At 69.0% G+C, this 20,158-nt stretch carries 18 protein-coding genes; 9 read left to right on the forward strand and 9 right to left on the reverse strand.

What is annotated here, in order from left to right:
• Window positions 1-35: 35 nt before the first annotated feature.
• A complete protein-coding gene (locus D7Y04_RS33995; RefSeq protein WP_121762067.1) occupies window positions 36-1,670 on the reverse strand; it encodes a long-chain fatty acid--CoA ligase in 1,635 nt (544 codons plus the stop codon).
• A 104-nt stretch (window positions 1,671-1,774) separates the two neighbouring features.
• Window positions 1,775-2,812, reverse strand: a complete 1,038-nt coding sequence (locus D7Y04_RS34000; protein ID WP_120595704.1) for a 6-phosphofructokinase — start codon at window positions 2,810-2,812, stop codon at window positions 1,775-1,777.
• A gap of 229 nt (window positions 2,813-3,041) precedes the next feature.
• On the opposite strand from D7Y04_RS34000, the gene D7Y04_RS34005 reads away from it, so the two are divergent.
• The 3 genes from D7Y04_RS34005 to D7Y04_RS34015 all read left to right on the forward strand — a co-directional run bounded on the left by D7Y04_RS34005 (window position 3,042) and on the right by D7Y04_RS34015 (window position 5,512).
• On the forward strand, window positions 3,042-3,800 hold the full coding sequence (locus D7Y04_RS34005; protein WP_121761988.1) for a glucosamine-6-phosphate deaminase: 759 nt from the start codon (window positions 3,042-3,044) through the stop codon (window positions 3,798-3,800).
• A gap of 75 nt (window positions 3,801-3,875) precedes the next feature.
• Window positions 3,876-4,994: an NAD(P)-dependent alcohol dehydrogenase gene (locus D7Y04_RS34010; RefSeq protein WP_121761989.1), complete on the forward strand. Its 1,119-nt coding sequence runs from the start codon at window positions 3,876-3,878 to the stop codon at window positions 4,992-4,994.
• A complete protein-coding gene (locus tag D7Y04_RS34015; protein ID WP_121761990.1) occupies window positions 4,991-5,512 on the forward strand; it encodes a DUF4334 domain-containing protein in 522 nt (173 codons plus the stop codon). Before D7Y04_RS34010 ends, D7Y04_RS34015 begins: the two co-directional genes overlap by 4 nt.
• Here D7Y04_RS34015 and D7Y04_RS34020 read toward each other — a convergent pair.
• The 3 genes from D7Y04_RS34020 to D7Y04_RS34030 form a co-directional block, all read right to left on the reverse strand.
• A complete protein-coding gene (locus D7Y04_RS34020; RefSeq protein ID WP_121761991.1) occupies window positions 5,509-6,303 on the reverse strand; it encodes a lytic transglycosylase domain-containing protein in 795 nt (264 codons plus the stop codon). The two genes, D7Y04_RS34015 and D7Y04_RS34020, sit on opposite strands and share 4 nt — an antisense overlap.
• A 93-nt stretch (window positions 6,304-6,396) precedes the next feature.
• Window positions 6,397-6,948, reverse strand: a complete 552-nt coding sequence (locus tag D7Y04_RS34025) for a hypothetical protein (protein ID WP_120595709.1) — start codon at window positions 6,946-6,948, stop codon at window positions 6,397-6,399.
• A gap of 18 nt (window positions 6,949-6,966) precedes the next feature.
• Entirely contained in the window at window positions 6,967-7,566 is a 600-nt protein-coding gene (locus tag D7Y04_RS34030; protein ID WP_233596595.1) for a hypothetical protein, read from the reverse strand.
• A gap of 325 nt (window positions 7,567-7,891) precedes the next feature.
• On the opposite strand from D7Y04_RS34030, the gene D7Y04_RS34035 reads away from it, so the two are divergent.
• From D7Y04_RS34035 to D7Y04_RS34055, 5 genes are all read left to right on the forward strand, one after another.
• Window positions 7,892-8,569 (forward strand): carboxypeptidase-like regulatory domain-containing protein, encoded by a 678-nt coding sequence (locus tag D7Y04_RS34035; RefSeq protein ID WP_121761992.1) that lies wholly within the window; start codon window positions 7,892-7,894, stop codon window positions 8,567-8,569.
• Window positions 8,570-8,571: 2 nt separating this feature from the next.
• Window positions 8,572-9,297 carry a hypothetical protein gene (locus D7Y04_RS34040; protein WP_121761993.1) on the forward strand — a complete coding sequence of 242 codons (726 nt, stop codon included), beginning with the start codon at window positions 8,572-8,574 and terminating at the stop codon, window positions 9,295-9,297.
• 44 nt (window positions 9,298-9,341) lie between these two features.
• Window positions 9,342-10,643 carry a hypothetical protein gene (locus D7Y04_RS34045; protein WP_147477248.1) on the forward strand — a complete coding sequence of 434 codons (1,302 nt, stop codon included), beginning with the start codon at window positions 9,342-9,344 and terminating at the stop codon, window positions 10,641-10,643.
• A gap of 5 nt (window positions 10,644-10,648) precedes the next feature.
• Window positions 10,649-11,911 carry a hypothetical protein gene (locus tag D7Y04_RS34050; protein WP_147477249.1) on the forward strand — a complete coding sequence of 421 codons (1,263 nt, stop codon included), beginning with the start codon at window positions 10,649-10,651 and terminating at the stop codon, window positions 11,909-11,911.
• Between the two features lie 163 nt (window positions 11,912-12,074).
• Window positions 12,075-14,879 carry a beta-propeller fold lactonase family protein gene (locus D7Y04_RS34055; protein ID WP_121761996.1) on the forward strand — a complete coding sequence of 935 codons (2,805 nt, stop codon included), beginning with the start codon at window positions 12,075-12,077 and terminating at the stop codon, window positions 14,877-14,879.
• Between the two features lie 121 nt (window positions 14,880-15,000).
• Here the strand turns inward: D7Y04_RS34055 and D7Y04_RS34060 are convergent, their stop codons facing one another.
• Both D7Y04_RS34060 and D7Y04_RS46630 read right to left on the reverse strand, forming a co-directional pair.
• Window positions 15,001-15,354, reverse strand: a complete 354-nt coding sequence (locus D7Y04_RS34060) for a hypothetical protein (RefSeq protein WP_370457270.1) — start codon at window positions 15,352-15,354, stop codon at window positions 15,001-15,003.
• A complete protein-coding gene (locus tag D7Y04_RS46630) occupies window positions 15,351-16,913 on the reverse strand; it encodes a hypothetical protein (RefSeq protein ID WP_147477250.1) in 1,563 nt (520 codons plus the stop codon). Before D7Y04_RS46630 ends, D7Y04_RS34060 begins: the two co-directional genes overlap by 4 nt.
• Before the next feature lie 316 nt (window positions 16,914-17,229).
• Between D7Y04_RS46630 and D7Y04_RS34070 the strand changes: the two genes are divergently transcribed.
• Window positions 17,230-17,700 (forward strand): DUF4375 domain-containing protein, encoded by a 471-nt coding sequence (locus D7Y04_RS34070; protein ID WP_139919948.1) that lies wholly within the window; start codon window positions 17,230-17,232, stop codon window positions 17,698-17,700.
• Window positions 17,701-17,711: 11 nt separating this feature from the next.
• Here D7Y04_RS34070 and D7Y04_RS45965 read toward each other — a convergent pair whose 3' ends face one another.
• Window positions 17,712-18,482, reverse strand: coding sequence for an immunity 52 family protein (locus tag D7Y04_RS45965; protein WP_233601707.1), 771 nt, complete (start codon window positions 18,480-18,482; stop codon window positions 17,712-17,714).
• Window positions 18,483-18,494: 12 nt separating this feature from the next.
• Window positions 18,495-20,126: a Tox-REase-5 domain-containing protein gene (locus D7Y04_RS46635; protein WP_121761999.1), complete on the reverse strand. Its 1,632-nt coding sequence runs from the start codon at window positions 20,124-20,126 to the stop codon at window positions 18,495-18,497.
• Window positions 20,127-20,158 lie beyond the last annotated feature (32 nt).

The raw sequence follows: 20,158 nt of genomic DNA on the forward strand, positions 1-20,158 counted from the left end.
CCAGTGTCAGCTGCCCGGCGGTCCTTCCAACCACTTCAGGACGCGACAGACGCCTTCATCAGGTGGTCGCCGTAATCCTCCCGCAACTTCATCTTCAGGAACTTCCCCGTCGACGTGCGCGGAATCTGGGCCACGAAGAGGATGTCATCCGGCAGCCACCACTTCGCGAACTGCTTCTCCAGGTGCGCCGTCAGCTCCGCCTTCGTCGCCTCCTGCCCCGACTTGAACACCACCGCCGCCAGCGGCCGCTCGTCCCACTTCGGATGCCGCCCCGCGAACACCGCCGCCTCCAGCACGGACGGATGCGCCATCAGCGCGTTCTCCAGCGCCACGGAGCTGATCCACTCGCCGCCGGACTTGATGACGTCCTTGCTGCGGTCGGTGATGTGCAGGTAGCCCGCCGGGTCGATGGTCACCACGTCGCCCGTCTTGAACCACCCGTCCTTCGTGAACCGGTCCTTGCCCTCGTCCCCGTAGTACGACGCCGCCACCATGGGGCCGCGCACCTCCAGCTCGCCCATGGCCTTGCCGTCCCAGGGGAGAATCTCCCCCGTGTCGCTCACGTGGCGCGTCTCCACGAACGGCACCGAGTAGCCCTGCGACGCGTAGGCATCCAGCTGCGTCTCCGGCGACGCCGTGTGCAGGTCCCCCTTGAGCCGCGCGAGCGTGCCCACCGGGTTCATCTCCGTCATGCCCCACGCGTGCAGCACGTTCTGCCCGTGCCGCTTGCGGAACCCGTCAATCAGCGCTGGCGGCGCCGCGGAGCCACCAATCACCATGTGCCGCATCCGGCTCAGGTCCCACTTGCCCGGCTCGCGGTCCAGCTGCGCCAGGATGCCCAGCCAGATGGTGGGCACGCCTCCCGCCACCGTGACCTTCTCGTTCTGCATCAGCTCCAGCAGCGACTGCGGATCCAGGTGCGGCCCGGGCAGCACCTGCTTCGCTCCCGTCAGCAGCGCGTCGAACGGCAGGCCCCACGCCGCCGCGTGGAACATGGGCACCACCGCCAGCACCGTGTCGGACTCCCTCAGCCCCAGCACCTCCGGCATGCAACACACCAGCGTGTGCAACACGATGGAGCGGTGGCTGAAGAGCACGCCCTTCGGGTTGCCCGTCGTGCCGGACGTGTAGCAGAGCATCGCCGCGCTGTTCTCATCCAGGCGCGGGAACTCGAACGTGGGCGACTCCGCCGCGAGCAGCTTCTCGTAGTCCAGCCGCCCCTCCGGCACGGGCCCGTCATCCGGAATGACGATGACGTGCTTGATGCTGCCGGCGGCCTTCTCGAACTTCTCCACCAGCGGCAGCAGCGAACGATCCACCACCACCACCGTGTCCTCCGCGTGGTTCGCGATGTAGCCCAGGTCGTTGGGGTGCAGCCGCAGGTTGAGCGTGTGCATCACCGCTCCCATCGACGGCACGCCGAAGTACACCTCCAGGTGCTGGTGGTGGTTCCAGCTCAGCGACGCCACGCGGTCCCCGGGCTTCACTCCCAGCCGCGTGAGCGCGTTCGCCAATTGGCAGACACGCCGGTGGAAGTCCGCGTACGTGTAGCGGTGCAGGGACTTGTCCGGCCTGCGGCTGACAATCTCCTGCGCGGCGTAATAGGAGCGAGCCCGCTCCAGGAAGTGCGTCAGGGTGAGCGGGAAGTCCATCATGCGACCGGTGAGCATCGGCACCATCCCTTCGGGAGAGGGGGAAGGGCCGGATGCTACCGGATGCGCGGCGTCATGCCTGCCACTCCCGGTGGGGGCAGGCATGGCGCATGACGTCAATGTCAGCCGAAGAAAACCTGCGCGACCTCGAAGAACTCCTTGGGCACGCGCTTGAGCTCGCGGGTGGCTTCCGCCAGTTGCTCGCTGACGATTTCGTTGCCGCGCAGGGCGGCCATCTTGCCGAACTCGCCCCGGGCCACCATGTCGCACGCATGCACGCCGAACCGGGTGGCGAGCACCCGGTCGTGCGCAGTGGGGGCTCCGCCGCGCTGGATGTGGCCCAGCACGGAGACGCGCGTCTCGAAGCCGGTGCGCCGCTCAATCTCCGCCGCGACGATGTTGCCCACGCCGCCCAGGCGCGGACGGCCTGCTTCGTCCAGGGCGCCCGTCGTGACGAGCTGCTCGTTCTGCTCCGCGGACATCTTGATGCGCGTGCCTTCCGCCACCACCACGATGGAGAAGGAGCGCCCGCCCGCGTGCCGGCGCTGCAGGTGCTGCGCGACGGCCTCCAGGTCCGCGGGAATCTCAGGGACGAGGATGACGTCCGCGCCGCCGGCGATGCCCGCGTAGGTGGCGATCCACCCGACGTGACGGCCCATCACCTCGCAGACGATGACGCGCTTGTGCGACTCCGCGGTGGAGTGCAGCCGGTCCACGGCCTCCGTCGCGATGTGGACCGCGGTGTCGAAGCCGAAGGTGAAGTCGGTGCCGTTGAGGTCGTTGTCGATGGTCTTCGGCACGCCGACGATGCGCAGGCCCTCCTGGGACATGCGCGTGGCGGCGGACAGGGTGCCCTCGCCGCCAATGGCGATGACGGCGTGGATGCCATTGCGTTCGATGGAGCGCTTCACGCGCTCCAGGCCGTTCTCCACCTTGAACGGGTTGACGCGCGAGGTGCCCAGGATGGTGCCACCCCGGTGGAGGATGCCGGAGGTGGTCTCCCGCGTGAGGCGGAAGTGGTTGTCGTCCAGCAGGCCCTTCCATCCATCACGCAGGCCCATCATCTCGAAGCCGTGCTCGCTGGCACGGCGGACAATGGCGCGGATGACCGCATTGAGGCCGGGGCAATCACCCCCGCCGGTGAGCACGGCGACTTTCATGGATCCGGTTCTAGCGCGACCCGGCCTCCGCGCGTGAGGACGGATTGCACGGAGTGCCCGTGGGAAACCTTCCCCGGTCCCCGGGCGTGCGGGGGACCGGGCTTGTCAATCGTCCGCGGCGCTCACGTGTCATTCCCGGAAGCGTGTGGCCTTGCCGCGCGGCGCCACGCACCGGGCGGCTGGGGGGCCGGCGACCGGGGCGGGGAGGCCGGCATATGCTGGCCAACACATGAACCTACGGGTGTTCCAGACGGAGCAGGAGGCGGCCACCACCTGCGCGGAGCGGATCTCCGAGGCGGTGCGCCACACGCCGGAGCTGGTGCTGGGGCTCGTCACGGGGCGCTCGCCGCTCAACGTGTACCGGAACCTGGTGGAGCTGGCGGCCCGGGGGGCGCTGGACCTGTCGCGGGCAACCACGTTCAACGTGGACGAGTTCCTGGGGCTGCCACCCGAGGACGCGGGCAGCTTCCGCGCGTACATGGACCGGCACCTGTTCCGGCATGTGAATCTGTCAACGGAGCGGATCCACTTCCTCGACGGGTGTGCGCCGGACGCGGAGGCGGAATGCACGCGTTATGACGCGGCGCTCGCGGCGGCCGGGGGGCTGGACCTGCTGCTGTTGGGCGTGGGACCCAACGGGCACATCGCGTTCAACGAACCCGGGGAAGTGCTGACGGCGACGAGCCACCGCGCGCGCCTGTCGAGGGAGACGCGGCTGTCTCACGTGATGGCGTTCGGGGATGATCCGTCGAAGGTGCCCATGGCGGCGCTGACGCTGGGCATGGCGGCGGTGCTCCAGGCGCGCAAGGTGGTGGTGCTCGCGTTCGGCGTGAACAAGGCCGCGGCGGTGACGGCGATGGTGCACGGCCCGCTCACGCCCCGGTGGCCCGCGTCGTTCCTCCAGCTCCACCGCGACGTGGAGCTGTGGCTGGACACGGGCGCGGCCAGCGGCCTGCACGGACGCAAGCTGGAAGCAGCCCGGACCTGACCTGGAAAGGCACGTGCGACCCCGAAAGGCCGGGGGTATGTGACTTTATTGGCGAAGTGCCAATAGTATGCGGCCATGGGTCTTCCGGTGCGAGCCGCGCTGCTGCGGGAAGTGGGTGGTCCCTTCGTCATCGACGAGGTCGAGCTCGATGCGCCTCGGGAGGGCGAGCTGCGCGTGCGGGTGGCGGCGAGCGGCATCTGCCACACCGACCTCACGTACCGGGCGGGAGCGGGCCGCTTCCCGCTGCCCGCGGTGCTGGGCCACGAAGGCGCGGGCGTGGTGGAGGAGGTGGGGGAGGGCGTGACGGGCTTCCAGCCTGGCGACGCGGTGGTGCTCAGCTACTTCTCGTGCCGAGGCTGCCGCACGTGCGCGGGCGGACACTTTCCGTACTGCGAGCGGGGATACGCGGGGAACTTCTCCGGCTCGCGGCCGGACGGCTCATTCCCCATGCGGTGGCGCGGAGAGCCCGTCCGCTCGAGCTTCTTCCATCAGTCGTCGTTCGCCACGCACGTGCTGGCGCATCAGCACAACGCGGTGAAGGTGGACGCCTCGGTGCCTCTTGAGCGGATTGCTCCGCTGGGCTGTGGTTTCCAGACGGGGGCGGGAGCGGTGCTGGAGGCGTTCCGGCTCCAGCGAGGGCAGCAGCTCGCCGTCTTCGGAGCGGGCTCCGTCGGCCTCGCGGCCATCATGGCGGCGCAGGTCGCGGGCGCATCTCGCATCCTCGCGGTGGACCTCAGCGCGGAGCGGCTGGAGCTCGCGCGTGAGTTGGGGGCCACGGACACGTTCCTGGCGGACGAGCCCGGGCTCACGAAGACGCTGGTGACGCTCACCCGGGGAGGCGTGGACTTCGCGCTGGAGTGCGTGGGGTCGCCGCAGGTGTTGCGGCAGGCGTTCGACGTGACGCGACCGCTGGGCACGTGCGGGTTGCTCGGGCTTCCTGGCCGGGACGCGGAGGTCTCGCTCTCCATGACGGCGCTGCTCATGGGGCGGAGGCTGGTGGGCATCCTCGAAGGCAACGTGGACCCCAAGGCCTTCATTCCCAGGCTGGTCGCGCTGAACGCGGAGGGGCGCTTCCCACTGGAGAAGCTGAGCCGCTCGTATCCCTTCGAAGCCATCAACGACGCGGTCCACGACATGGAGTCGCGCGTGGCGGTCAAACCGGTGCTGTGCATGCCAGGAGGCGGAACGACATGACGTTCGATGAAGCAGTGAAGGCCGGGCGTGTCCATGTGGAGGATGCGCTCGCGTTGTTCGACAGTCTGCCCGCGGTGGACATCGGGTTCATGCGCGGCACGTGGCAGGGGCGCGAGTTCCAGACGGGACACCCGTTGGACGGACTGCTCGCTTCGACCGGCTGGTACGGCAAGCAGTTCATCGACGCGGAGAGCGTGCACCCGTTGCTCTTCTTCACGGAGGACCGCAAGACGGTGTTCCCGGTGGATCCGCGCAAGTGGCCGTCGCCGGAGCTCCAAGGGCCCGTGGCGCCGCACCGGGCCGTGGTGGAGACCGGGCAGTTCAAGGCGCGGCTGCGCGTGATGGAGTACCGGGGACGGCTCAGCGCGACGATGGTCTACGACGACCGGCCCAGCCTCGATGTGTTCCGGAAGGTGGACGGAGACACGCTGCTGGGGCTGATGGATGCACGGGAGATGGCGCCCTACTTCTTCGTGCTGCGCCGTGACCCGGAGGCCCCACCCAGGCTTCGACCCTAACGCGTCGCGGATGCGAGCTTCGCGGCAGGCTTGCTGCCCGCGGCTGGACGGGACGCGGGCTTCACGGGGGCCGTCCGCTTCGGTGCGGCGGCCGGCTTCGCGGACGCATCCGGCGGACGGGCCTTCCGCGCGACGGGGGCCTTCACCGCGACCGCCTTGCCCGGAGTCGCGGAGACAGCCGGGCGCTTCACCACGACCGAGGCCTTCGGCCTCGTGTGCTCATAGGCCGCGAGCACCTTGGCCACGTAGAACTCCGTCTCCCCGTTGTGCGGCACGCGCCCGTTCACCGACCCCGGGCCCGCGTTGTACGCGGCCACCGCCAGGCGCACGTCGCGGAACCTGCGCAGCTGTTCGGCCAGGTAGCGCCCGCTCGCGTTGACGGAGGGCGCCGGGTCGAAGGGGTCCTCCACCCGCATCAGCGCCGCCGTGTCCGGCATGAGCTGCCCGGGCCCCATGGCTCCCGCGGGCGAGATGCGGTGCACCCGCGTCTCCGACTCCACCTGGATGAGCGCCTTCAAGAGCCCCGGCGGAATCCCGTGGCGGCGCTCCGTGTCCTCGATGAGCGGCTCCAGCGGCGGATGTCCGTCCAGCACGCACTCGGGCCGGTGCGCCACGTAGGCTCCCAGCGCGCGCGCCTTCGTCTGGAGGAAGGAGAAGGACAGGGGCGACACCTGCGTCCCGCCCAGCCATGCCACGCCCAGGTTGAGCAGCACCACGGGCACCAGCGCGCACGGCACCAGCCACGCCCATTTCGGAATCTCGATGCCGCCCACGGCCCGCTTGCGTCCCACCCTCCCCACTTAAGGGCGCCAGGTGGTCCCGTCCAGCTTCCGGCCGACTCGCCGCCCCGGCGGCGTCCTTTAGCCGGGGCGGGAGTGGAGGCTTCAGAACAGCAGGCCGAAGTAGTTGGCGCTCGCCTTGGCGCCCACGCAGACCTCGACGTCCGCGGTCCACGACTGCGTGGGGGGCGACCCCGTGGCCTGGAAGCGGAACTCCAGCTCCTCCTGCTTGGCCAGGTCCAGCACGTCCACCGCGCCGCTGCTGGTGAGCTCGAGCTTGTTCGTGGAGCCCGCGGTGCCGGTGCGCCGGAACTCGCCCAGCACCACGTACTCCGCGGAGCCCGGCTTGCGCACGGCGAGGCTGGCGCGCTCGATGCCGCTGATGTCCGTGCTGGCGGTGGCGTCGAAGAGCTTCAGCCGCAGCTCCGTCTCCACGTCGGCGTCCTCGGGAAGCGCGCTGGCGAAGTCACCCAGTGGAATCGTGAAGGTCTGCTCCACGGAGCCGGCGATGGGCGGGGAGGCGGGGAAGGACAGGTCGTTCTCGGTCTTGCAGATGCGCTCGGCCTCCACCTCGATGGTGAAGAGCGAATCACAGCCCGTGCCCAACAGGGTCACGGCGCCAGCGAGCAGGAGGGTGCGGAAGGATTTCGTTCGCATGGTGAGAGGTCTCCTGGCTCAGAAGAAGTAGACGATGAAGCCCAGCTTCACCGACGGGATGGTGGCTCGCAGGTGCAGCGGTCCGGACGTGACGCTGTCGTCGCCGGAGGCGTCCTGGATGAGCGGCGTGGGTTCCGGCACGGTGAGCGCCACGTAGCTCAGGCCCACGTTCAGGAAGAAGTTGAAGCGGCTCTTCGTGCCCACCTCCAGGCCCACGCTGCCCGTCACGTAGTTGTAGGTGACGTCGCGGATGGCCTCCGACGTGGAGCTCGGCTCACGGCCCAGCCAGTCCAGCACCTCGCTGTACTCCGAACCGAAGTAGTGCCCGGCCTCCACGTTGAGGGTCGGCGCGATGAAGGTGTCTATCGGCAGGAGGGTCACCCCGCCGCGCACGCCAATGCTGAGCGTGTTCGTGGTGGGGCCCGCTTGCAGCCGCAGCCAGTTCGTGGGGCGCACCACCGCGGACAGGCCGATGCCGTGCGGAGCGCCCGCATCCAGCAGCAGGCCCACCCTGTGGGGCGCGTCGTCCTGGGCGAGCGCCGGGGTGGCGGTGCCCAACACGGCCAGGCACCCCAGGGCGATGCCGGAGGAGAGGAGGGAAGGGTGTCGTCGTCTCAAGGAAGAAGAGTCCATCGTCATGACGAAAGTTCCACGGTGAATGCCGGCCCAGCGGCCATTCTTCGCGGAAGGCGAGCAGGAAATGAAGTGCTTCACGCGAAACCCGTACGGGCTTTCCGGGATGCCACGACCCGCGGTGGAAGGACTGCCCGGTTCCCGACACGCTGCGCTGTCCCCCAGGACCTGGGAATGCGTGCAATGCCTGTCAAATCAAGGACGTCCTGTTCAATCCCCTGGGTGATGTCCAGCAAAACCTCCCGATGCGAGCGTATGATGAAGGGAAACGGTGACATGGCATTCAGGGCCGGGAACCGGGGGGCCAAGGATGATCGACGAAGTCGATCTGCGCATGAGAGCGTGGGTGGGACGCATTGCCACGGACGCGCCGGTGCACCTGGGCGTGCCAGACCGTGAGGCCCTGGACCGGGGTGTCTGTCTTTACCTCCTGGAGCTGGGGCCAGCGCCCCTGACCCGGGCGGGGAAGCGGGGCGCCCTGCAGTTCAGCGTCTGCTATCTGGTGACGGTGGGCGCGGAGACGCCCGAGCGCGCGCACCGGCTGCTGGGTGACCTGGTCTTCGCGGCCATGGGCGACAAGGAATTGGAGGTGGACCTGAGCCCGGTGCCGGCGGCGCTGTGGGCGGGTTTGCGCTCGGTGCCGCGTCCGTCCTTCCGCCTGCGGGTGCAGGTGCGCAAGGAGCAACCCCTGGCGGAGGTGCGATGTCTGTCATTGGTGGACAGGGCGTCCGCGCAGGCCCCCCTGCTGGGTCGGGTGGTGGGGCCCGGTGACGTGCCCATCCGGGACGCGTGGGTGGCGCTGCCCTCGTTGCAGTTGAGCACGCGCACGGATGCGGAGGGGCACTTCCACTTTCCCCGCCCGCCGCGGGGGGAGTCGCTGGGCCGGCTGGAGGTTCGCGCGGAAGGGGAGCTGCTGTCGGTGGAGCCGGAGGGGCTGGCCACCGGGACGTCGCCGTGGATCATCCGGATGCCGGTGAAGGAGGAGTGACGATGCACGCGGCTCCGCCAGTCGAGGCCCTGGTGGCCCGGCCTCGCGCGCGGCGGCACCTTGCCTGGGTGCTGTCCCTGGCGCGGTGGTTGAAGACCTGGGCGGAGCGGGTGCTCGCGGAGCACGCCGCCGCGGTGACGAAGGCGGCGGTGGAACTGGGAGGCGCGCGGGTCCGCTCGCTGCCGCTGCGCGAGCCGGTCGTGGTGCTGCTGCCGGTGCCGCTGTGGCCTCCCAGGGTGGGCGAGCCCCTGTCGCCGGAGCGCATGGACGCCGTGTCCACGCCGGCGTTCGAGGATGCGCCCACGCCCCGCTTGAACACGCTGCGGTGCATCCCGATGGAGGGGGATGGGACGGACGTGGAGCGCGAGGCCGTGTCGCTCCAGGTGGTGCCCCAGGTGCCCTTCGGGTTCGACCCGGATGACTTGCTGCCCGCGGAGCCCGTGGCGGTGGTGGCCCCGGCGCCCTCGCCCGCGCTGTTGCTCCAGGCCGCCGCGCTTCCCTGCGAGGAGTTGCCGCCCGGCGCGCCTCGGCCGTTGCGGGTGGTGACGTCGTTTCCCAGTGACCCCGCGAGGGACCTCATCGCGCTCCTGAAGGAGTCGATGGGAACGCCGGCCCAGCCGTCCGTGCCCTGGTCGGAGGCGGCGCCGCCCTCGACCGACGAACCCGCTGATGCGCAGGAGATGCTGCGTCAGTGTGAGCGATTGGAGCTGGAGCCGCCGGTCGAGTAACGGCGTGGGGGCTTGCAGTCCACGGCGCTATGCTGTCCGGCGCGATGCCCGAGCGGTCACGTCCCATCACTGCCCAGCCAGGCCTCACGGTGGCCGACGTCGAGCGTCAGCTGGAGGGCCGCGCGGAGGTCCTCGCGGCGGCGCGGCGCCCGTATTCGGAGCTGGAGAAGGCGCTGTCCAGCCGGAGGTGGCGGCGGGCGCTGGTGCGGCGTCCGGAGCTGGTGCCCGCGCTCGTGGCTGAGTCACAGGCTGTGGAAGAAGCGTTGGAGCGCGTCCAGCGCCGCGCGGCTCAGGAGGCCTGGCCGGACGATACGCCTGTGTTGAAGGCGGCGCGGGAGTTGTCGGCCCGGCGGGAGCGGCTGACGCGGCTGGTACGGCGCAGGTTGGATGTGCTGACGGTGGCGCCGGACGGCGTGTCACTCGAAGACGCACTGACGCGGCTGGATGCGCTGGTGCGCCAACCTGCGAGCTGGGCGCTGAAGCCGGGCGAGGTGCTCGTCTTCGAGGACGATACCCGGCGAAGCTCGGACCCGAGCCTCGTGCCCATGTTCCTGAGGCAGGAAGTGTCGCCGCGTCGGGTGTTCGCCTTGGGAGCGCTGCCCGCGCTGGCCTTGCTGCTGTCATTCGTCCTCCCCAGGTCGATGATGGTCCCGGTGATGGCCTGCCTGGTGTCGGGCACCCTTGGCATCGTGGCATCCCAGCTCCTGCGTTCGGGGCGGATCCGGCTCACCAGCGAGCGGCTCATCTGGGCGCCGGTGTTCGGTGAGCCGCAGGAGGTTCGGCTGGGCAGCATTTCCCCTGACGGCTTCCGGCTGGAACAGAGCGTGGACCTCAAGGTGGAGGGAGATCGGCGACTCCATGCACGCTCCGTCCGCGGAGTCACGGCGGTCGCCCTGCTCGTGGAGCTGCACCGTCAGCCTCCACTGCGCGGCGCGGCCCGGGCGGGTGTGCGCCTGGACAGCGTGGCGCTGTTTCCCGCGAAGCTCGGCCGGCGTGAGGGGTTCTGCGTGTTGGGGCCCCAGGGACTTTCCTTCATTCCGGAGGGCAAGGGTCCCCGGGCCCTGAGCGCCGTCACCGGCAGGCCGACGGCGCTGCGCGACTTTGAAGCGGACCAGGTGCTGGATGCGCTGCGCTGGCTGCCAGAGGCGGACTTCGACGCCTGCGTGTCTCGCATGGTGGAGGCCACCGGAGGCGTGGCCTGGTCCCGCTCGGAGGCGCGCTACGTCCCGGGCTCTCCGGTGTGGCGGCGAATCCGCATCGAGCACCGGGGCCTGGCGCTGACCGGCCGGGTGCAATGGGACCAGCAGGATGCCGCCGAACGGCTCCTGCGCGACTGGTCCCGGTGACCGCCATGCCCGACCGCACCCCAACGAACGCCGCAAAGCTTGCTCTTGGGGAGGGGGACATCGAGCGCCAGCTGGAGGGTCGCGCGGAGGTGCTCGCGGCGGCGTGTCGCTCCCATGCTGAGCTGGAGAAGGTGCTGGCCAGCTGGCGGTGGCGGCATGCCTTGTCGCGGCGTCCGGAGCTGGTGCCCGCGCTCGAGGCTGGGGCCGAGGCGCTGAAGGAGGCGCTGGAGCGCATCCACCGCCGCGCGGAGCTGGATGTCTGGCCTCAGGACCTGCCCGTGCTGCGGACGGCCCGGGAGCTGGCTTCTCGGCGGACGCGGCTGGCGGAGCTCGTGCGCCGCAGGTTGGAGGCGCTGGGCATCATGCTGGAGGACCCTTCGCTCGAAGAGGCCCTGATGCGGCTGGATGCGCAGGTCCGTCAGCCTTCGGCCTGGGTGTTGAATCCAGGCGAGGTCCTCGTCTTCGAAGCCGACCTTCATTTGCGTCGCCAGGGCCGCCGGGCCGTTCCCTCGAAGGCGGCACCCGGGCCCTTCGTCTTCCATCAGGAGCCGACGCTGCCCGCGCACTTGCCGCCATCGCGACGCTCGCGCGGCCTGCCGTGGCCACTGCCTGGCTCTGGCCAGGTGCGCATCACCAGTGAGCGGCTGCTGTGGCGCTCCGCGTTCGGTGAGTCCCAGGGCGTGGGGGTGGACACCCTGCACGCGGAAGGACTCCTCCTGGACCAGAGCACGGGGGAGTTGCGCATCGGCCGCGACCAGCGGCTGCACACCCGGCGGGTGCGGGAGACCGCGGAAGTGGTCGCGCTCGTGGAGTTGCTGCGTTGGCCGCCCCTGCGAGATGCGCTCCGGTCCCGCACGCGGTCGGAGGCAATGGCCCTCTTCCCCGCGACCCTCGGAGCGTGGCGGGGGTTCTGCGCCCTGCGCCATCGGGGACTGGCCTTCATCTCCACCGGGCAGGGCCCCCAGGCCCTGGGCGCCATCACCGGCGGGACTTCGTCCCTTCCCGCGTTCGACGTGGACCGGCTGATGGAGGCGCTGCGCTGGTTGCCGGAGGAGGCGTTCGAAGCGTGTCTCGCGCGCATCGTGGCCGCCACCGGAAGCCGGTCATGGACCCGCGACGCGCTGCGCTTCATCCCGGAGCGCTCGTCGCGGCGGTCCCTGAGGAAGTGGCCGCTCCACATCGACTGTGGCGGCAAGGTGCTGATCGGCTCCCCGGACGGAGCCCAGGAAATCGTGGCGGAAGGAATCCTGCGTTACGGGCCCCGGTAAAAGGGCACGCCAACCAGGGAACGCCCTTCACTGCGTACACAGGGAGGGAGTCGTTGCGCCGCGCAACGATTCCTCCGGGTCCGGGTTCACCCGTTCCTCAATGTCAGACGCCACCCCTACCGTGAAGCCGGGGTCCCCAGCCCCCTTTCCCCGAGAGACATTCATGAAAGCCAGACACCCGGCGGTGCGCCGCGTCTTCCAGCGCACCGCGTCCGCGGCGACGCTGCTGTTGGGCCTCGCCATGGGCAGCCCGTCGCACGCGCAGCACTTCACCGTCTTTGAAAGTGGCCAGGTGCGTCCCCTGGCCCTGTCTCCCAACGGCCAGTGGCTCTACGCCGTCAACACGCCGGACAACCGGTTGGAGATCTTCCAGGTGGGCACCAGCGGCCTCACCCACAAGGGCTCCGTGCCCGTGGGCCTGGAGCCCGTGGCCGTGGCCGCGCGCACCAACAACGAGGTGTGGGTGGTCAACCACCTGTCCGACAGCGTCAGCGTCGTGAAGGTGGACGCGAACGGGCAGGGCGGCAGCGTGACGCGCACGCTGCTCGTGGGCGACGAGCCTCGCGACATCGTCTTCGCGGGCACGGGCAGGAAGCGCGCGTTCATCACCTCCGCGCACCGCGGACAGAACACCGGGTTCGACCCGCAGCTCACCACGCCGGGTGTCGGCCGCGCGGACGTCTGGGTGTTCGACTCGGACAACCTGGGGACGACGCTGGGCGGCACGCCGCTCACCCGCCTCACCCTGTTTGGTGACACGCCTCGCGCGCTCGCGGCGACTCCGGACGGCAGCCGGGTGTACGCGGCCGCGTTCCACTCCGGCAACCGCACCTCCGTGGTCCACGAGAGCCTGGTGCCCAACGGCGGCGAGTCCGAGGGCGGCGTCCCCGGCCCCAACGTCAACCACCAGGGCATCCCCGCCCCGGAGGTCTCCGTCATCGTGAAGTACAACGGCGAGGACTGGTTGGACATGCTCAACCGCCCGTGGACGGACTCGCTCCGCTTCACCCTGCCGGACAAGGACGTCTTCGCCATCTCCGCCAACGCCAACCCGCCCGTGCAGGTGTCCGGCGCGTCGGGCACCTACGCGGGCGTGGGCACCATCCTGTTCAACATGGCCGTCAACCCGGTGAGCGGGAAGGTCTACGTGAGCAACACCGAGGCGCGAAACGACCTGCGCTTCGAGGGCCCCGGCACGATGACGGGCAACACCCTGCGCGGCCACCTGCACGAAAGCCGCATCACCGTGCTGGGCGGCCCCAGCGCGCCCTCCGTCACGCCCCGCCACCTCAACACGCACATCAACTACGCGGCCTGCTGCGCGGCCACTCCCAACACGGAGAGCGAGAAGAGCCTCGCGCAGCCCACGGGCATGGCGGTGACGTCCGACGGCGCCACGCTCTACGTCGCCGCGTTCGGCTCATCGAAGCTGGGCGTGTACGCCACGTCCCAGCTGGAGTCCGGCACCTTCACGCCCTCCGCCGCGAACCAGGTCGCGCTGACGGGCGGCGGCCCTACCGGTCTGGTGCTGGATGAAGCCCGGGGGCGCGTGTACGTGCTCACCCGCTTCGATAACGCCATCTCCGTCGTCAACACCGCGACGAAGACGGAGGTCGCGCACCTGCCCATGTTCAACCCGGAGCCGGTCAGCGTGGTGCAGGGCCGCCCGTTCCTCTACGACGCGCGCAACAGCTCCAGCCACGGAGATTCGTCCTGCGGCAGCTGCCACATCTTCGGTGACTTCGACAGCACCACCTGGGACCTGGGCAACCCGGACGGTGACGTGAAGGCGAGCTACAACCCCATCGTCCCGGTGCTGCCGGAGTTCGGCACGGACCCCACGTTCGGCCAGGACACGTCCTTCCACCCGATGAAGGGCCCCCTGTCCACGCAGAGCCTGCGCGGCATGGCCAACCAGGGCCCCATGCACTGGCGAGGCGACCGCACTGGCGGCGACAGCGCGCCCAGCGTGCAGCCCAACAGCGGCACCTTCGACGAGGTCGCGGCGTTCAAGCAGTTCAACCCCGCGTTCAAGGACCTGCTGGGCCGCAGCGCGCAGCTGACGGAGACGGAGATGCAGAAGTTCTCCGACTTCATCCTCCAGGTCGTCTACCCGCCCAATCCCATCCGCAAGCTGGACAACTCGCTCACGGCTTCGCAGCAGGCGGGCAAGGACTTCTTCACGAACACGACCAGCTTCTTCCCGGGGTCGTGCGAGTCCTGCCACCGCGTGGACGTGAACGCGAACCCGGGCGAGGGCCCCTTCAAGGGCTTCTTCGGCACGGATGGCCGCAGCTCCTTCGACGCGGAGCCGCTGTTCCCCAAGGTCCCGCACCTGAGGAACCTGTACCAGAAGGTCGGCATGTTCGGCGCCGGCTTCCCCTTCGGCAACACGCCGGTGGATCCGTTCCTGGGGGACCAGGTGCGAGGCACGGGCTTCAACAGCGACGGCGCCATTCCCACGCTGTTCCTCTTCAACAGCGGCTTCGACTTCCACCCCATCTTCAACCAGGTGGGCATCCCGGACACGCCCGCGGGCTTCCAGGCGAAGAAGGACATGGAGCAGTACATGTTCGCCTTCGAGACCAACCTGGCGCCCATCGTCGGCCAGCAGGTGACGCTCACCGCGACCAACGCGGCGGTGGTGGGGACGCGCATCGACCTGCTGATGGCGCGCGCGGACGCGGGCGAGTGCGACCTGGTGGCGAAGGGCCGCGCGGGTACGTACGAGATGGGCTTCCGCTACCTGGGCAGCGGGCAGTTCAAGGCGGACCGCGCGGCGCTGCCGCTGGTGCCGTCCGCGTCGCTGCGCTCGGGTGTGGCCGCGAGCCAGGGCGTGCTGACGTACACCTGCGCGCCGCTGGGCTCAGGCCTGCGCGTGGGCATCGACCGGGACCTGGACGGCTTCCTGGACGGCGATGAGCGGGCCGCGGGCACCAACCCGGCGGACCCCGCCAGCCACCCGTAGCGGAAGACACCCGGCGGCCCGGGCACCTGTTGCCCGGGCCGTTTGTCAGCGCCAGTGCGATGTGCTCGGGGGGCAGAATGGTCAGCGTGCCCCTGTCCTCACCGCCACGCGCCTTGGAAGATCATCCCGGATCCAGCGCCCAAACACCTGCTTCCCAGTTCTTCAGCACCTGCGCGGCTTCAAAGGCGATCAACCCTTCACCTTGCGCAGCCTCTTCTAGGACAGCCTTCGATTCGGCCGTCCGATGCCTCAAGAGGTATGCCGCCGCCATGGTGCTGACGTCCTTGTCAGGGTGCTTGAGCAGCACCGCAAGCGCATCCCGCCCCGCATCTCCCTGCCCCTTCAACTTCCGAACAGCAGCGATGTAACGATCCGCATGCTTGTTCCCAGCCTTGGCATCTCCACGCGCGATGGCTGCCGTCTGCGCTGACACGTTCAGCGCGAACTCCTCCACCCACTTTTCGAGGTCCGTCACCAGATTCCTCTCGTCACGTGCTGGATCGCCACCAATCCGAAGTCTCGTTGCGCTTCGAAGGATTGAGTGCTCAGCCACTGTCTCACAGTCAGGGTTTCCGAGTTCGTGAGTCTAGGCCGCTTCGACGAGTAGAGAGAACTCACTCCACTGTGAACATCCTTGCCAAGTGCGACGATGTTCTCGCTGTTGTGGAGAGCATGTGGCCCAAAGCGGGTCGCGTTCCCTTCGGTCTGCTCCACGATGTGGTGCCACTCCTTTCCGTCACCCGCAGGTCCCATGGCCCGCTTGAAGGACTTGAAGGACGAGTAACCCTTCGGCCCGCGTGAAGGACCTGTCCCTTGTGGGCCTCCATCGTCGCCACCTCCTGAGCCCGCGGAGTCATCAACGCGTTGGAGAATGATGGCCGCACCTGGCCCGCCGCTCAGCACCGCCGCCGCGCGTCCCGCTGGCACCGCGACGCGCTCCAGCGCCAGCACGCCTTCCGCCGACATCGAGAGCACTGGCAGCGTGGCCTCCGCGCCCACGGACAGCCCCTTCAGTGTCCGTGTCGTGGCCGAGGCCGCGCCCCAGGTGACGAGCATCCCCGTCGTCAGCCGCGACACTTCGCGGATCTGCTCGCCACGGGTCATGGACTGGAAGCGCTCCCAGTACGCGGGCGATGAAGCGATGAGCGCCGCCACGCCCGCTGGCAGGTGGCTCAATCCCGCGATGCTGTCCACGGGGCGCGTGAGCAACTGTCCCAGTGCGTGGTACAGCTCCACGACGGCGTCCTCGGCTCCATCCAGGGTGCGGCTGATGACGTCCGCGTCGTCGTACACCTCGGCCAGCGGGCGCCAGTCCGAAGCCTGAAGCTGCGTGTCCACGGCCCGGAAGACGCCTCCCTTGCCGCTGTAGAAGCGGCCCAGCTCGAAGCCATGCGCGCGGAAGGCGCCGTCCTTCCATTCGACCGTTGCCACCTTCTGCTGGGTACGCCCGGTGAGTGCCCACGCGAGGTAGCCATCCGGTCTCAACACCGCGACCTGCTCCCGGGCGAAGCGATCCACCCGTCGCGATAGCTCCTTCCGCGTGACTTCGCCTCCCTCCATCACCTCGCGCAGGATGAAGCCCTCGGCCATGCGAGGCGGGAAGGTGCTCAACGTGACGGGCTTGCCCAGGAGCACTCCCAGCAGTCGCGCCGCTTGCGTGGGCGTCAGCGTGCCTCCCAGGGTGCGTTCGTCTCGCGCTTCCAGCCCCGCGTTCGTCAGCAACTGCTCCCAGGCATCCGGTTGCACGTCGTCGGAGCGGGTGACGTCCGCCAGGGCCACCGCACGAACGGGGCGCACTCCCGTCACCGCTTCGCGGACGGTCTTGCGGCGGTACAGGGGAGGCGCTTCCTCACGGCGCGCGACGCTTGGTACCGGAGTGGATGCACGCGGTGCCTCGTCGTTCGACGCTCGTACTCCAGGGGCGTCAGTCTGCGTGCGGGACGTGTAGCTCAGCGTCCTTCCGGGCCCGGGAGGCAACGAAGCGCAGCCGGTGAGGAGCAGTGCCATGCACCCGAGCAGGACGTCAGCGCGCATCGTCCACTCCCAGGCCCTTCACCGAACCGCCCGCCCGCGCTTGCCCATCGCTCGTGTCTCCTGACTGCACTCCGGTGCGGCGTGCAGAACCCGTTCATAGCGGCCAGCCCTGACAAGTCAGCCAAACCGGTCGATGCATGCCCCCCGAGGGCATGTCCAGGATGCCGAAGGCACTCCATGGCGGCTCCATTGATCATCAGCGGAAGACACCCTGCGGCCCGGGCACCTGTTGCCCGGGCCGTCTGTCGTAGCGCTCGCGGTCGTCTGATATGTGAGGAACCCGTACGGCCTGGGCCGCGAACGGGAGGCGCCATTGGTGTCTGGGAAGGATACGCGGCTGCCGCGTGCGAGCGTCGAAGGGCTTCCGGTGGGGGAGCGGCTGTGGCTGCTCATGGAGCCTGCATGGGGGCACGATGCCGTCGAAGGAACGCACGGCCAACAGGTGCTGGCCCTCACGACCTTCTTCATCCGGGACATCGGGAACGGCGGGCTGGATCAGGCCCTCTACAACTTCGCTCCCTCCTCGGTGGAGTTCGTGCTGCAGAGCTTCGAGGAGCTTGGCGCCGCCGGACATGCCGCCCTGGTGAGAAGGGGACTCGACGCGCTCTTTGGGGCCCACCCTCCCGGGACGCTCGAGGCGCGTCGGCGCATCCTCGACACGAAGCCGCGAGCGTGGATTGACGCGCATCTCGGAACACTGAGCGAGCAGCTCCAAGGTGAGGAGAAGCTCGAGTCCTGCTTCCTGCGCTATGTCGACTCGCATCCCTCCGAGTTCTTCCGGGACTGAGTGGCGGGACTTTAGACCGTGGGCTGCCGGTCAGACCGCATGAGCCCTGCCCGGGCCAGCAGCTCACGGACCCGCCGCGCCAGTGCGATGTGCTCGGGGTTGGCCACGGTGAAGCGCTCGGGGGTCAGGATGATCAACGTGCCCCTGTCCTCCACGGGCTCGATGCGCACGGGGGCGGGCAGTGGCGGCACCGTGCCCCGGTGGCGGGACAGGTAGGTCACCCAGCCGAGCCAGGTGTCGGCCTTTCCTTCTCCACCTTCGGTGTCCCGATGTGCGTGAGACATGGCCACGGCCCAATCCGGTTCCCAGGCCAGCGCCATGCTGCGCGTCACGTTCGTCAGCACGGATGCCGTAAGGACTCGCTCCGCGTTCGTCCCCTTTGATGGAAGAGACAGGACGCACACGTTGGTGGAGCTGTGCTGTGCGTAGCTTGCGCAGGTCATCCGCACGGAAGCATGGTCCTGGCTGGTACCGTCATTGTATGCCGAGACGGTCAAGCCCAGATGCTCGATGGGCGGCCCACCCGGCTCGCGGTTGACGCCGCGCCGGAACGCTTCCGTCAGGGTGGGAAGGTCAGGAGGCATGAGGGGTGTCTTGCGTCCCTTGCCGCGTGGTTTGGGAATCTTGTTCCAGTTCGCGAACAGCGGGTCGCACGCGGCCAGCATGTTGAGGAAGTCCGCCGCTCGCTGGGCACATGCCTCAGGGGACTCCCGTCGCGGTCCCCAGTAGGCACCGGCGTAGTAGGTCTCGGGATAGGTCGCGGATGGATCCAGCGTTGTCATGCGGAGCTTGTCTCAGGGAACCAAAAGACGTGCGGAAGTTTGGATGACGGTAATCCCGGTGATGCCATTGCTTTTCAGCAGCTGCTTGATTGAAGCCGCTGCATGCTTTTCGGCGACGTGCCACTCAATGCGGACACCCGTGTTCAGGACGATGTCACGCTGCCTCGAGGCTTGGTCGACGAGCTCTTTGGCCTTTCCCGATGCCTCGAACCAATGCTTGGGCGCAAGGTCGGCTTCAAAAAATTCAGCGTAGCCTGGCCCCTTCGCCTCCAACAGCACGCCATCCTTGAAGCCATCGAACTTCACGCCTCCGTTGTTGTGCCCCACACCCCCCACCCAATACGCCTCATCCGCCGAGTGTCCCGTGATCTGCTCCTGGTAGCCCCGGGCACGCGGAGACATGGATTCCTTTGCAGGCGCCCACTGTCCGGGCCCATTCGATGGCGCAGGTCCCGAACCGGAAGCGTTTGAACGCTGGAGAATGATGGCTGCTCCCGGCCCGCCGCTCAGCACTGCCGCCGCCCGCCCCGCTGGCACCGCGACGCGCTCCAACGCCATCGCGCCCTCCGCCGACATCGAGAGCACTGGCAGCGTGGCCTCCGCGCCCACAGACATCCCCTTCAGTGTCCGTGTCGTGGCCGAGGCCGCACCCCATGTGACGAGCATCCCCGTCGTCAGGCGCGACACTTCGCGGATCTGCTCGCCACGGGTCATGGACTGGAAGCGCTCCCAGTACGCGGGCGATGAAGCAATGAGCGCCGCCACGCCCGCTGGCAGGTGGCTCAATCCCGCGATGCTGTCCACGGGGCGCGTGAGCAACTGTCCCAGCGCGTGGTACAGCTCCACGACGGCGTCCTCGGCTCCATCCAGGGTGCGGCTGATGACGTCCGCGTCGTCATACACCTCGGCCAGCGGGCGCCAGTCCGAAGCCTGCAGCCGCGTGTCCACGGTCCGGAAGACGCCGCCCTTGCCGCTGTAGAAACGGCCCAACTCGAAGCCATGCGCTCGGAAGGCGCCGTCCTTCCATTCGACCGTTGCCACCTTCTGCTGGGTACGCCCGGTGAGGGCCCACGCCAGATAGCCGTCGGGTCGCAGCACCGCGACCTGCTCCCGGGAGAAGCGATCCACCCGCCGCAGCAGTTCCTTCCGCGCGACTTCGCCTCCCTCCATCACCTCGCGCAGGATGAAGCCCGCGGCCATGCGAGGCGGGAAGGTGCTCAACGTGACGGGCTTGCCCAGGAGCACTCCCAGCAGTCGCGCCGCTTGCGTGGGCGTCAGCGTGCCTCCCAGGGTGCGTTCGTCTCGCGCTTCGAGTCCCGCGTTCGTCAGCAACTGCTCCCAGGCATCCGGTTGCACATCGTCGGAGCGGGTGACGTCCGCCAGGGCCACCGCACGAACGGGGCGCACCCCCGTCACCTCTTCGCGGACGGTCTTGCGCCGGTAGAGGGGAGGCGCTTCCTCGCGGGGCGTGACCCTCGGCTCCGAGGCAGATGCACGCGGTGCATCGTCGTTCGACGCTCGTCCTCCAGGGGCGTCAGTCTCCGTGCGGGACGTGTAGCTCAGCGTCCTTCCGGGCCCGGGAGGCAACGAAGCGCAGCCGGTGAGGAGCAGTGCCATGCACCCGAGCAGGACGTCAGCGCGCATCGTCCACTCCCAGGCCCTTCACCGAACCGCCC

Origin of the sequence: Corallococcus sp. AB038B, from assembly GCF_003668955.1 — a bacterium.
GTDB lineage: Bacteria > Myxococcota > Myxococcia > Myxococcales > Myxococcaceae > Corallococcus > Corallococcus exiguus.